At 65.1% G+C, this 12,911-nt stretch carries 9 protein-coding genes; 6 read left to right on the top strand and 3 right to left on the bottom strand.

Annotation, left to right across the window (positions count from 1 at the left end):
- Positions 1-277 precede the first annotated feature (277 nt).
- Together ABFE16_02355 and ABFE16_02350 are read left to right on the top strand one after the other, a co-directional pair.
- Positions 278-1,066: a sugar phosphate isomerase/epimerase family protein gene (locus ABFE16_02355; GenBank protein ID MEN6344114.1), complete on the top strand. Its 789-nt coding sequence runs from the start codon at positions 278-280 to the stop codon at positions 1,064-1,066.
- A gap of 89 nt (positions 1,067-1,155) precedes the next feature.
- On the top strand, positions 1,156-2,358 hold the full coding sequence (locus tag ABFE16_02350; protein ID MEN6344113.1) for a PmoA family protein: 1,203 nt from the start codon (positions 1,156-1,158) through the stop codon (positions 2,356-2,358).
- Positions 2,359-2,474: 116 nt separating this feature from the next.
- On the opposite strand, the gene ABFE16_02345 is transcribed toward ABFE16_02350, so the two are convergent.
- Positions 2,475-3,350, bottom strand: a complete 876-nt coding sequence (locus ABFE16_02345) for a gamma-glutamyl-gamma-aminobutyrate hydrolase family protein (protein ID MEN6344112.1) — start codon at positions 3,348-3,350, stop codon at positions 2,475-2,477.
- Between the two features lie 184 nt (positions 3,351-3,534).
- Here ABFE16_02345 and purL point away from each other — a divergent pair, with 184 nt between their 5' ends.
- From purL to ABFE16_02330, 3 genes are all read left to right on the top strand, one after another.
- Positions 3,535-5,898, top strand: coding sequence for a phosphoribosylformylglycinamidine synthase subunit PurL (gene purL, locus ABFE16_02340; GenBank protein ID MEN6344111.1), 2,364 nt, complete (start codon positions 3,535-3,537; stop codon positions 5,896-5,898).
- A gap of 202 nt (positions 5,899-6,100) precedes the next feature.
- The gene (locus ABFE16_02335) at positions 6,101-6,838 is read left to right on the top strand and encodes a ComF family protein (GenBank protein MEN6344110.1); all 738 of its coding nucleotides are present in this window, start codon (positions 6,101-6,103) and stop codon (positions 6,836-6,838) included.
- Between the two features lie 66 nt (positions 6,839-6,904).
- Positions 6,905-7,765 carry a DUF4438 domain-containing protein gene (locus ABFE16_02330; protein ID MEN6344109.1) on the top strand — a complete coding sequence of 287 codons (861 nt, stop codon included), beginning with the start codon at positions 6,905-6,907 and terminating at the stop codon, positions 7,763-7,765.
- A 131-nt stretch (positions 7,766-7,896) separates the two neighbouring features.
- On the opposite strand, the gene ABFE16_02325 is transcribed toward ABFE16_02330, so the two are convergent.
- The gene (locus ABFE16_02325; protein ID MEN6344108.1) at positions 7,897-10,689 is read right to left on the bottom strand and encodes a glycoside hydrolase family 99-like domain-containing protein; all 2,793 of its coding nucleotides are present in this window, start codon (positions 10,687-10,689) and stop codon (positions 7,897-7,899) included.
- A gap of 80 nt (positions 10,690-10,769) precedes the next feature.
- Positions 10,770-11,750: a tetratricopeptide repeat protein gene (locus ABFE16_02320; protein MEN6344107.1), complete on the bottom strand. Its 981-nt coding sequence runs from the start codon at positions 11,748-11,750 to the stop codon at positions 10,770-10,772.
- A 196-nt stretch (positions 11,751-11,946) separates the two neighbouring features.
- Between ABFE16_02320 and ABFE16_02315 the strand changes: the two genes are divergently transcribed.
- Positions 11,947-12,911: hypothetical protein (locus ABFE16_02315; GenBank protein MEN6344106.1), on the top strand; the 965-nt coding region annotated here is incomplete at its 3' end.

Genomic DNA, 12,911 nt, shown 5'->3' with positions numbered 1-12,911 from the left:
AAGACGGCCAGCGTCCTGTGGCTGGGCCTGCAGTTGGTGCGCCACCACGACCCCTGGCTCGCAAAACTCACCCGCCGCCTCCTCATACCAAAACCTATACCCATCCCCAAAAGTGGGTAAGGGCCAGACACTCGACCGCAGGCCGGAAGAGGCTTACTCCGTTGCCCCGTTGGCACGAGGAGGTGAGGGGCGCAGGGCTGGGGAAGAGAGAACCAAGGATCGACCCCAGACGCCCCTGAGGGCGTCCATCACCTCGTGCGAGGGTAAGCGGGTGACCATGCGCTTTGGGTGTTGTCTCGGCTTCACCGGCACCGAGGAGGACCATGCCAGGATCGAGTGCCTGGCCCAGATGGGCTTCCAGTACCTGGAATTGCCGGCGGAGGTCCTCCGCCCTGAGGGCGACCCCGGCGACTACTACGCCCTGCGGCGTGAGGTCCGGCGTGCAGCGCTGACGCCGGAGGTCGTGAACTGCCTGATCCCCACGGGCCTGAAGCTCGTGGGGAACGAGGTGGACTGGCGACGGGTGGAGAAGCTCGTGGCCCTGACGCTGGATCGGGCAGAGGAGATCGGGGCACGCACCGTCGTTTTTGGCTGTGCTGAGGCGCGACGCATTCCGCCGGACTATCCCCGCGACGAAGCCCTGGACCAGCTCCGCTACTTCCTGGGAATGACAGCCGACTACGCCGGGGAGCTGATGGTGGCCGTGCATCCGCTGGCGGCGGAGTACACGAACAGCCTCAACTCGATCGAGGAAACGGCAGACCTGGTACGCAAGCTTGGACGTGCACAGTTGGGGCTTGCGGTCGATTCCCATCACATGGACCTATCGCAAGAGCCCTGGGAGACTCTTGAGCAGGCCAGAGGACTGATCGCACACGTTCACTGTGGCGACCGCGGGCGGACTGCACTGGGTCAAGGTGGGGCAGACTTGGCCGGGTTCTTTGCCGCTCTGGCTGTACTAGAGTATGATGGACGCGTGACCCTGGAGGCGGAGTTGGACGACTCTGCCGAGGCTGCAGAGGCCTCCCTGGAGGTCCTGCGGCAGATGACCGGGGCCAAGTCCTGAGGCCCGACGCTGGGACAGAGGCGTCGGCTGATCCCCAAAGTGTCGATACTACTGCTCGACAGACGATTGGACAAAGGAGACCGTTTCAGATGGCAGATCACGAACCAGGGACGATTCTTGAGGTGCAGGCCGGTCCCCACGACCGCAAGGACGTAGTCGTGTCCTATCCTTGCACCGCCGGCGACGGCTGCGGCGAAGGCCATGCGTTGTTTGAGCTCGGCGCGGACGGCAAGCCCGGAGTGCAGGTACCTTGCCAGTGCGTGGGTGGCTGCGAGTGTGAGGACGAGGAGAGCTGCGAGTGTGAGTGCGAACTGACGTGGATCGTACCGGAGCTCAAGGCTGGCGAGAGCAAGCGCTATATCATCGGCGAGGCCGAGGACGCCTGCGGCTGTGGCTGCTGTGGTGGCGACGCGTCCGGCGTCAGCATCGACTACATTGAGGGCGAGAAGGCCGACGTGAAGGTCGGCGGCAAGCTCTTCACCAGCTACATCGTCAAGGAGGGCATCGCCCGCCCCTACTGCTACCCGGTGCTGGGGCCCGGTGGGGCAGAGGTCACCGAGTGCGCCAAGAAGGACCATCCGCACCACCGCTCGCTGTACGTGGCCCAGGGCAGCGTCAATGGCTTCGACAACTGGAGCGAGATGGACGGCCATGCTTCGAGCGTCAACCGTGCGCTGGAGGTCCTGGCGGAAGGCCCCGTCTTTGGGGAGTTCGTATCAGTGAACGACTGGGTCAGCCCGAAGGGCCAGCAGTTGCTGCAGGAGATCACCTGCGTGCGGGTGTACAACCACCCGGACAACTGCCGCATCATGGACTGGGACATCACCTGGCTGGCGGCCTACGGCGGCGTGTTCCTTGGCGACACGAAGGAAGCTGGAACCCTTTCGGTGCGGATGATCGAGACCGCCCATGCGCGCAACGGTGGGACCTTCCGCAACTCCTTCGGCGGCGTGAACGAGGAGGAGTGCTGGGGCAAGAAGGCCGAATGGGTCGACTACTACGGACCGATTGCCAGCGGCATCGGCGGCATCGCGATCTTCGATCACCCGGAGAACCTGCGCTACCCGACCACCTGGCACGTGCGCAACTACGGTCTGTTCACCGCCAACCAGTGGGGTCTCCACGACTTCACCGATGACTGGAGCCAGCGTGGCGATTACGCCCTGGAGGAGGGTGACGCGCTGAACTTCACGTTCCGCCTGTACATCCACGACGGCGACACCTTCCACGCCGACGTGGCCGGCAAGTACCTGGACTTCATCTATCCGCCCAAGGTGAAGGCAGTCCAGTAGAGCGTCGTCCGGAGCACGCGGCCGGGCGAGGAGAAGCATGAACCGAGCGGGGTCACCTCTTCAGGGGCGGCCCCGCTTTCCTTTGGTGACGGGAAGCACGAGGCGAAGTCAGGAGATCAGGGGACAGCCGGTGCGGCGATCCCCACAGTGACGAAGAAGTTGCGGATCAGGCGCCTCCCGTCGGGGTACTCGTCCGTGGCGTGCTCAGGATGGAACTGCGTCCCGTAGAGGGGCCGGGTCTTGTGTCGGATGACCTGGACCCGGCAGGCGTCGGTCGAGGCAAGGACCTCGAAGCACTCGGGCAGGCGGGTGATCTCCCAGGCGTGCATCTCGCGAACGACAAACTGGTCACCGAGGCCCTCGAAGAGTGGGTCGCGCTGGGTCACTCTGACGGGCATGAAGCCCCACTCCTTGAAGATGCCCGGAGTGTACCTGGGGTTCGGATCGGCTTCGCCTTCGCGTAGGGGACGCATCTGGGAGATCGCGCCGCCGAAGGCGCCCGAGATGATCTGGCATCCGCCGCAGAAGCCGATCATGGGTAGACTGGTCTCGCGGATCGTGGCCCGGATCCGCGCGTTGTAGGACTCCGCGAGGGTTCTGTCCATGGCGGTGATGACCAGCGCCTTGACGCAGGTGTTGGCGAAGACGTGCTCGTCGGGAAGCTGAGCGTAGTGCAGGATGACCGCTCGCAGGCCTGAGGTCTCCTGAGCCAGGCGCGCCACCTTGGTGAAGTAGTCGAGGTTGGTGCGCCCGGATCCGGGTGGCGCTGCAAGGGCCGCACGCAAGGTGTCGGGGTGCTTGAGACACAGGACCACCACGGCCGGAGGTCGATCTGGTGCCAGCTCGGTGAGGTCGTCGAACACGTCGTTGATGGCCGAGAGGGGACCGCTGGAGAAGGCAGCCTTCTTGGTCGTCGCAGGCTGGGCGACCACGAGCGAGACGCCGCAGGCCAGGACAAGCAGGGCACCAGGGAGCCGTGACGGCGAGATCATGGCTCCAATCTACGCGGGAGGCCCCCTGGAGTCAACGATGCGAGGTCGGAAGTTGCGCAAGGCGGTTCGGTAAGGTATCATTGTGCTGCTCAAAGCAGCATAGGCTTCAGACAAGTTCGGGCCGCGTGGATCCTTCGGCCGTGGGGCCGGGTTCGCGCGACTGATGATGTGCAGGAGTTGAAAGATGACCCTCGATTCTCGACGTTTGCCCGTGTCCGAGCTGGATGATGCAGGACTGCGCAAGTTCATGGCCGAGCACGGTGTCGGCCTGACTGTGGACGAGGCGCGCAAGATCGCCGACTTCCTCAAGCGCGACCCGACCCTCACGGAGATGCATATCTTCAACTCCGAGTGGTCTGAGCACTGCTCCTACAAGAGCAGCCGGCCCACGCTGAAGGAGTTCATGCACACCGAGGGCCCCAACGTGATGCTGGGGCCGCAAGAGGACGCCGGCATCGTGTTCCTCACCGAGCACGAGGGGAAGCGGTACGGTATTGTGATGGCTCACGAGAGCCACAATCACCCGTCCCAGGTGCTGCCCAATGAGGGCGCAGCGACGGGGATTGGCGGCATCGTGCGCGACGTCGACTGCATGGGTGCTCGCGTGATCGCGACAGCCGACCCACTCCGCTTCGGTGATCCGACGGGCGCCAACGCCGACCGGACCAAGTGGGTCGTCGGCGGAGTGGTCGACGGCATCTGGCAGTATGGGAATGCCCTGGGCGTCCCCTGCCTGGCAGGCGACATCTACTTCAACTCCAGCTTCGACGACAACTGCCTGGTGAACGTGGTCGCGCTTGGCCTGGTGGCCGAGGAAGACATCATTCACTCCGCCGTTCCGCCGGAGGCCAAGGACGAGCCCTACGTGATCATCCTCGTGGGCAAGCCGACCGACGACTCCGGCTTTGGCGGCAGCGCCTTCGCCTCGAAGATCCTGGATGAGGAAGATCAGGAGGAGGACCGGGGCGCCGTTCAGGTTCCCGACCCCTTCCTGGAGAATGTACTGTGCATGCGCAAGGCGAACGAGGCCGTGCGCGACCGGGCCAAGGAACTCGGCATCGCCATCGGCATCAAGGACATTGGTGGCGGCGGCCTGGCCTGCGGAAGCTCCGAGATCTGCGCTGCCGGCGGCTTTGGGATCGAGCTCGACCTCAATGCCGTTCACGTGGCGCTGCCGAACATGGTGCCCGAAGTCATCATGTGCGCGGAGACTCAGGAGCGCTTTGTGCTCGCGGTGCCTGCGAGCTTCGCCGACGAAGTCCTGCGGATCTATAACGAGGACTGGGACCTTCCCAACGTCTACGAGGGCGCACGTGCCAGCATCATCGGTCCGGTCCTGCAGGAGAAGGCCTACCGCATCAAGCAGGGCAAGACGATCGTGTGCGATGCACCGATCGACGCCGTCACCAGCGGCATCACCTATGTGCGCGAAGAGGGCACCGTCGCCTACGAGGGACAGGAGCCGACCTACGATCTGCCCGACCTCAAGGAGACGCTGCTGAAGGTCCTGGCTCATCCGAATGTGTGCTCACGGGCCTTCGTCTATCGCGCCTACGACAGCGAAGTGCAGGGCAACGCCGTGATCCGCCCCGGTGAGGCCGGTGCCGGTGTCTGCGCGCCTCTGGCGGGGAGCACGGCCGGTTGTGCGCTGGCTGTCGACTGCAACCCGGCCTATGGCGACATTAGCGCCTACTGGGGAGCCGCCTGCGCAGTCGCCGAGTCCATGCGCAACGTGGCCTCGGTCGGCGCCGTTCCGCAGGCCATGACGGACTGCCTCAACTACGGGAACCCAGAGAACCCGATCGCCTTCGCCCAGTTCCGCGATGGCGTACGCGGTCTGTCTGACGCCGCCAAGCAACTGTGGCTGAAGGGCTATGAGAACCAGCCCGTGCCGATCATCTCGGGCAACGTAAGCCTGTACAACGAGTCCGCGACAGGTAACGCCGTGTCGCCGACCGCTGTGATCGCCTGCGTGGGTACGATGGCCGACTACTCCAAGGCCATCACGATGCAGCTCAAGCAGGCGGGCGACAAGCTCTTCCTGGTCGGTCCGCGCAAGGACGAGCTCGGCGGCAGTGCGCTGTACCAGGCGCTCGGACTGGGGCTTGGCCGCAACGTGCCGCAGGTCGAGTGGGACCGGGAGCGGTCGATGATCTACGCCGTCACCGATGCGATCGACGCCGGACTGCTGCGGGCCTGCACCGACATCTCCGATGGTGGCCTGGCAGTGGCGGTCTCCGAGATGTGCCTCGGCGGGTTCGCGAAGGGCCGGCTTGGTGTGGAGATCGACCTGGAGAAGGTGCCGACCAACCTGCGCCTGGACAAGTACCTCTTCTCCGAGTCCAGTGGCTTCGTGATGGAAGCGACGAAGGGGAAGGAAGAGGAGCTGAAGGCGGTCTTCGCGGGCTACGGCCTCGAACTGAGGGAGATCGGCGAAGTCTCCGAGGAGGCCGAGCTGGAGATCAAGGCCGCTGACCGCGAGTTCAAGTGGTCACTGGCGGAACTGAAGGAAGCGTGGCTCGGCGGTCTGCCGAAGGTGCTGCAGTAGGGCTAGACTGCCCGGCGTGCTTGTAGCGCTGCTATCAGGACACAAACCATACGGGGGACGACGCGCAGCGAGGATGTTGCCGAGGCCTGCTTCTGCCCAAGAGCGTGAGGCGAGTGCCGCCGAGTCGGCCAAGGAGCCGACTCGGGGACGGAATCGGCGACAGTCCCTTGTTGGACGAGTCACCCAGGAGCTGCTGGATCTTGTGGCCCCGCCCCGGTGTGCCGGGTGCGGGGCCTTTTCGCGTCTGCCCTTCTGTGAAGCCTGCCAGGCGGAGCTGAAGTACGTCGACGGGCCGCAGTGTCCCCGCTGTGGCAAGCCACATCCGCCCACTGCACCGGGATGGCCGCTGTGTGGCGACTGCCGGGATCACCCGCGAGCAGCGCTGACCGGTGCACGGTCTGTGGGTCTGCATACCGGGCCCCTGCGACGGGCGGTGATCGAGTACAAGTTCGAGGGTCGGCGTAGGCTGTGCGAGCCCCTGGGTGAGATGCTGGTGCGTCGGTTCGTCAACGAGTATGCGAGGCCACACAGGCTGCCCTTCGAGGAGGTGGCGGCGATCGTGCCGGTGCCGCTGCATCCGGCGCGGCGGAGATGGCGAGGGTTTGACCAGGCGGACCTGCTGGCGCAGGAAGTCGCTCGGGGCTGCGAGAAGCCGCTGTGGGAGGACGTCCTCGAGCGCGTGAAGAACACCCATCCTTTGGTGGACATGGGACCGCGGGAACGGGCTGAGGAGATGCACGAGGCCTTCGCCGCACGCAAGCCCTGGAAGCTGTCCGGCGCGAGCCTGCTACTGGTCGACGATGTGTACACGACCGGAGCGACGATGATGGCAGCAGCCCGGGCCTTGAGGCAGGGCGGCGCGAAGTGTGTCTACGGGCTGACGATCTCGCGAGCCCTTCCTGAGTGGTACATCCTTCCGCCGGGTGATGCAGAGCGCTAGTTAGTCCCTGCGAGTAGAGGAGCAGTCAAGGCGTCCGACTCGTCATCGCCAAAGGAGCAACCAGGTATGCTGAAGACGAATGTGGACCAACTGCTGGAGATTGCCGTCGTCGGCGAGCCGTCACATCCAAAGCTGGCGGGGATGTACAACATCACACCCCGCGGCGAAGCGATCATGGTACCGGGAACGGGCGGCATCTGCTTCAATGTGCGCGTGGGCGACCGCGCGCTGGGCTGGGCTGCCGATCACGTGGAGCCCGCGGTCAGCCTCAAGAACCCCGACGCGGAGGCGAACAATGGCCTGAACATGCTGGCCTGCGTGGGCAACGAGGCGGAGATCCTGGACGGACCCGCTGCCGGCGAGAAGGGCGTCGTCACCGGCAAGCACGGCGGCATTGAGCACGTGTTCGTCGACTTCCCGCCCGAGGTCCTGCGCAAGCTGCGCTACGGCAACAGGATCCAGATCAACTCTTGTGGCCTGGGCATGAAGCTCCTCGACTTCCCTGAGATCACGGTGGCGAACCTCGCGCCCAACCTCCTGAAGAAGATGAACCCGACCGTGCACGAGGGGAAGCTGCGGGTCAAGGTGGCGAAGCTGGTCCCGGCCTGCATCATGGGCAGCGGACTCGGGCGCAACCACGCCTTCCGGGGCGACTACGACATCCAGATGTTCGACGCCTCGGTGGTGGAGGAGTACGGGCTGGGCGACCTGCGCCTGGGCGATCTGGTGGCCCTGGTGGATGCCGACAACAGCTATGGCCGCATCTACCTGCGCGGCGCCGTGACCGTGGGAGTCGTGGTACACGGCCAGTGCCTCACTGCCGGTCACGGTCCAGGCGTGACTTGCCTGCTCAGCTCGGCGACGGGCGCCATCGAGCCGGTTGTGGACAAGAAGGCGAACCTCGCGACACTGCTGAAGCTGCGGTAGTCTGCCGCAGAGCGACGACCGCCAGTCACGAGTACAGGAATCGCACGGGCCAGGGCTGCTCCCATGAAGATGATGGGATAGGCCCTGGCCCGAGTGCTACCGGACTGCTGTTGTCTCGCCGGCCTGCCTCGCTACTTGCCGTCTGCGCTGAGGCGCGCTTCTTCGATCGAGACGCGGACGTCGGGCTTGCTGCAGGGGTCGAACCGCAGCGACTGCAACCGTCCTACCCAGCGCGGGTTCTCGCCAACCGGCAGCACGTAGTCGTGGTACTGGCCGTCGGCGAAGAGGTCGAAGTGCACGCTGCTGGCCTCGCTGGCGGCTGCGGAAGTGGTAGCCCAGAAGAGCTGCGCCTGGTCTCCGGCGGCGATGCCCTCGATCTTCATCCGTATGACGATGAAGCGATAGGGCTTGGCGGAGATTCCCTGCAGGGCCACGCTCACGGCCGGGTCAGTGCTGGCCGTGGTGAAGGTGAACACCCCGTTCTCTGCCTTCACGTCCTTGACGCCCATCAAGGAGCCCCAGCCCTGGGGGCCGTCGGAGAAGTCCCAGGCTGTACGCGGTTTCTCGTTCACGGTCGGGAAGTCATAGGGCCCAAGACCGACGTCGGTCGGAGCGATGTTCGGCGGCCAGCCCTGAGCGGGACGCTTACAGAACACGTCGCGGAAGGCGTCATACATCTCGAAGCCGAACTCGCCGCAAGGCTCGAGGTAGGAGCCCTCGCCCCATTCGTTGAGAGGCGCGATCACCATGCGCTTGATGCCTGTTTCGTCGGCAAAGCGCTTGGCGTCGCGGCAGATCTGCTCGAAGAGCGGAACGGTGCGGCCCGAGATGACGATGGTGTTCTCGCCATGCCAGGGCCGAGCATCCCATCCGGTCGCGAGGTTCGGCAGGAAGGGCAGGTCGGAAGCGGCTCGCCAGTTCTGCCAGAACTTGTAGCTGGAGTTGGCGACCAGGTCGAAGGAGAAGCGTCGTGGATCGGCGGCCTGGCCGCCGTGGTCCATGTAGTGGTAGATGGAGGTCATCGCGAAGCCCTCGTCCTTGAGTTGCTTGACCAGGTCGGGGTCGGTGGAGGCCTCCGGGAACTTCATGGCGACGAAGTAGATGCCCTTGTAGCCGGCGGCGCGAGCCATCTCCTGGGAGATGTCCAGCAGGCGCTTGGCGCCGCCCTTGTCGGCCATGTCACGCCGCATGTTGCCGACGCTCCAGATGGTGACGACGGGCATGTCGTCGATGCGGTAGTAGCCGGGCTGGTTGAAGTAGTTGTCGATCCAGTACTTGGTGACCGCCCGCTGGTCTTCCTCGGAGTGCGTGTTGGCGGCATTGTGGTTGGCCCACATCATGCACCACTTGAGGTAGCCCTTGTAGCGGGACTTGGCGTAAGCGTTGTTGACCCAGTGCTCCAGATGACGGGACCCGGCGCTCCAGTACCAGTCGACCATGAAGTACTTGATGCCGTGCTCGACGGCCCACTTGATCTGCCAGTCGGCGATCTCGGGATTGGACTCATCGTACCAGCCCAGGACCGGCTTGCGCCAGGGCGCATTGCGCTGGATCGGTGACCAGCGGTCGGGGCTGCCCCAGCCCGGGAAGTAGAGAGCGCCGATCTCGTAGTCACTCTCGACAGGCTGTGGAACAGGCACATAGTCGGCCTTCGGGAGGTTCAGAGAGGGAGTGATCGTGAGAGTTCCGGAGCATTCCGCGCCTGTCGCGCCGGTGCCCTCGAGTTTGACGCTGATGGGTGCCTGTGTGACTGGTCGCGCGGCCATGACGTTGATGCGCAGGTCTGTGATGTCGAGGGGTTCAACCTCAGCGAGCTTGCGCCAGTCACCAGTGTCGCACACGGTCACGCCTGCCGGTAGGGAAAGCTCGGCAAGGCGCAGGTCGGTGGCGGTCTCGCCGCCATAGTTGGTCACGCGCAGCAGGAGAGGGACGGGCGTTCCTGTTCGGTTGATCCCGTTCTCGGTACCGAGATACACGCAGCCGACATCCGGTCGTCCCATGGGTTCCTCCGCGAAGGCGATCCCGCGCACCGTAGCCTTGGCGTCGGGTTCCTCGGATGGGGTCAGGCCCAGCAGGACGAGGTTACCAGACCAGCCTGCGTAGGCGCCCATATCGACGTTGTAGCGGTGGAACTGACCATCGGCACGCAGGGGGATCCGAGCCTCCTGGAGGCCGGACTTGTCGCTGGTGGCCCAGCGCAGCGTGCCGCTCTTGCCCTTGTCGACGGCCATCTCGAGGGAGACCCAGAGGCGACCCTCGACGGGCATCTGCAGCGGCGGGCTCATCAGGTACCCGCCGGGCTCGGTGGCGTAGTCAACGCCCCGAGGGGTCGAGACTGCGGTGCCGGCACCCATAGGTGCCCAGCCCTGGAGGTTCTTGGTGAAGTCCCAGGCAGTCTGAGTGCTCAGCGCAGCCGGTGCGCCGAGATCGACGATGCGGATGGAGGCGATGTCGAAGGTGCGCTTGCCGTAGTCGGCATCAGGAACCTTGGGGAAGTCGACGCGCAGGAGGATGATCTTCTTCTCGGCCTGCCAGAAGGGGAGTATCTGGTAGTCGTGCCACTGGCCGTCGCCGATCATTCGGAAGGTGGTGTGCTTCTCAGGCATGAACCCGCCGTAGGGGCTCTCGGTCGTGTTCGTCCAGTAGAACTCGCCGGTACCGTCAGCATCGGTTTTGAGGCGGATCTCAATCCGCTGCCAGGGACTGGCCGGAATCTGGAACTGAGGCCCCGTGACGAAGGGGTCCCAGTTGGTGATGGTGCCGTGGAGAGCGTTGTTGTCGATCCTCAGGTCGGAGACGTGGTTGGCTGCCGACCAGCCCTGCATGCCCTTGGAGAAGTCCCACTCCATCAGGACTCGGGGCTGGGCGAAGCACAGGGTGGCTGAGGCGGCCAGGGAGAGCAGGACCAGAGTCGATCGCATCATGGCATCACCTGTCTATGTGTTGGGCAGCCCTAGGAGCAGGGTCTGCCGGTGAGCACCACTGAGGCGGAGGGGAACTCGAACTAGCGCGCGGAGCGGATCTCGGTCGCGGTCTTGACGGCCTTCGGCGTCCAGTAGTGAATCGGTCCCAGTTGCCGTGGGTCATCGTAGGTGGCATCGAGGCCGATGGCCTTGCGGTACAGCGACCGACTTCGATCGCGGTCGCCAAGCCGCCACTGGGCGACGGCAAGACCTGCATAGGCGTCTGCGTAGGAGGGCGCGAGACGTGTTGCCTGCTCCCAGAGGCGGGCGGCACCGGCTGTGTCCCCTTCCTCGGCGACGAGGAAGGCCAGGTTGCTGAGCGCAGCCGGGTCATCGGGGGACACGTCGACGGCACGCTGGGCGGCCTCGTGGGCCTGCGGAAGGTCGGCTGCGGCCAGGCAGACGACGGACAGGCTGCTCCAGGCATCGGCGGACGTGGGGGCGAGCTCAACCGCCTGGCGGCAGTGAGAGAGAGCAAGGTTCCGGTCGCCCTGCTGCAGGAAGGCAAGCCCCAGAGAGGCGTGAGCCAGCGCGTTCTGCGGGTCGCGCGAGAGGGCTTCCTTGAGGAGGCGAGTCTCGTCGGCGAAACGGCCTTCCGCATGGCGGGAGCGCGCCGTCTGAGTCAGCGCCACGGCGAGGTTGCACTTGTCGGTGCGACTCATCGTGCTGCGTCGAAGGGCGACGACGGCTTCGGTCCAGTGTCCCCGGTGCAGGTGGATCTCGCCGACAAGGCTCTCGAGACGAGGGTCCCACAGGCCGAGTCCACGTGCCCTAGTGCAGGTCTGCAGAGCGGCGTCGAGCTTGCCGGCGCTGATCTGGTCCCGGGCCCGGGTGAGCATTGTTTCCAGACGCCAGTAGTCATAGAGGAGCCCTTCGCCGCCGGGGGCTGCAGGCTGTGCGGCAGTCTTCGCTGCGGTCTGAGCAGAGGGTCGGGCAGCCGTGGCCGGTGATGCGAGAAGAGGTCGCGCCGTCAGCGACAGGGCGATGAGGGCAGGACCGACCAGGGCGGAAAAACGGGTCATCAGGAGCCTCCCCGGGGACAAGGTAGCCGTCCCAGGTACGTGGCAAGTGTGTATGTGGAACCAGCCACCGGCACTACCATCGGCGGCCATGAGACGGGACAGAGGGCGAGCGGCTGGCCGTCACAACACGCTGCCTGATGATGTTGACACAGGCGCATGGGAATACTATCTTGATTGTAGTTCAGCGGTCAATAGCGTGTCAGCGCTTGATACGGAGGTTGAGTGGACGGTGCTCGGGCGTGCCCACGAGGAAATCAGCCCGCGACGTGCCTGCATCCTGGGTGCGATCGTCGAGGAATATGTGGAGACGGCCGCACCGGTGGGGTCGAAGGCTGTGCGTGAACGTCGTGCCCTCGACGTGAGCACGGCCACGATCCGCAACGAGATGGGGGTTCTGGAGCGTGCCGGGTACATCCGGCAACCTCACACCTCGGCCGGCCGCATTCCCGTCGATAAGGGCTATCGTGCCTACGTCGACGCCATCAGGGCACCGCGTTCGCCGCGAGAGGAGCAGGCAGCCTGGGTGCGATCGGAGTACCGGCACCTGGCCCGGCGTGATCCGGAGGAGGTCTACCGGACCACCTCGCGCGTCCTGTCGCAGCTCACTGCGGCGCCGGCGATGGTGATGGCTCCTCCGGACGAGGAAGCGCGGTTGGCGGAGCTAAAGCTCAACCCCGTGAGCTCGCGCAACTTTCTGCTGTCCTATCAGATCAAGCCGGGCGGAAGCTTCACTTGCCTGCTGGAGTCGCCGGAGCCCGTGCTTGCGGGACAGGCTGAGCGTCTGAGCCAGGCTCTGAGGTCGCGGTACTGCGGCAGGAGTGTCGGCGCTCTGAGTCAGTGTGCGGCGGATCTGCTCGAAGACGACGTGGCACCCTACGCCGTTCCGGAGGCCCTGCTGGACTCCATCAAGACCGCGGTGGAAGGAGATCGGCTCCAACGGGTGTATGTGGATGGAGCGGTCTACGCGCTGGATTACCCGGAGTACCAGGACTTGGGGCAGTTGCGTCCGGTGGTGGAGGCGCTCGACGAGGAGATGGTCGTCCGCCGTCTTCTGCGGCCTGCGGCACGTCGCGGACAACTGATGGTCACCATCGGCGTGGAGCAGGGGATGCGCAGTCTGCGTCATTGCACACTGGTGGCGAGCCACTACGTCGGGGCCGA

The sequence above is a fragment of the Armatimonadia bacterium genome (genome assembly GCA_039679385.1).
Taxonomy (GTDB): Bacteria; Armatimonadota; Zipacnadia; order Zipacnadales; family JABUFB01; genus JAJFTQ01.
Note: the sequence above shows the minus strand (reverse complement) of the source record. Positions and strands in the feature narration are given on the sequence as shown.

What these genes read in the sequence shown, in the direction of transcription:
- ABFE16_02330 (MEN6344109.1), top strand. Translation starts at nt 6,905, where the DNA reads ATGCTGAAGACGAATGTGGACCAACTGCTGGAGATTGCCGTCGTCGGC.
- ABFE16_02325 (MEN6344108.1), bottom strand. Translation starts at nt 10,689, where the DNA reads ATGATGCGATCGACTCTGGTCCTGCTCTCCCTGGCCGCCTCAGCCACC.
- ABFE16_02345 (MEN6344112.1), bottom strand. Translation starts at nt 3,350, where the DNA reads ATGATCTCGCCGTCACGGCTCCCTGGTGCCCTGCTTGTCCTGGCCTGC.
- purL (MEN6344111.1), top strand. Translation starts at nt 3,535, where the DNA reads ATGACCCTCGATTCTCGACGTTTGCCCGTGTCCGAGCTGGATGATGCA.
- ABFE16_02355 (MEN6344114.1), top strand. Translation starts at nt 278, where the DNA reads ATGCGCTTTGGGTGTTGTCTCGGCTTCACCGGCACCGAGGAGGACCAT.
- ABFE16_02350 (MEN6344113.1), top strand. Translation starts at nt 1,156, where the DNA reads ATGGCAGATCACGAACCAGGGACGATTCTTGAGGTGCAGGCCGGTCCC.
- ABFE16_02320 (MEN6344107.1), bottom strand. Translation starts at nt 11,750, where the DNA reads ATGACCCGTTTTTCCGCCCTGGTCGGTCCTGCCCTCATCGCCCTGTCG.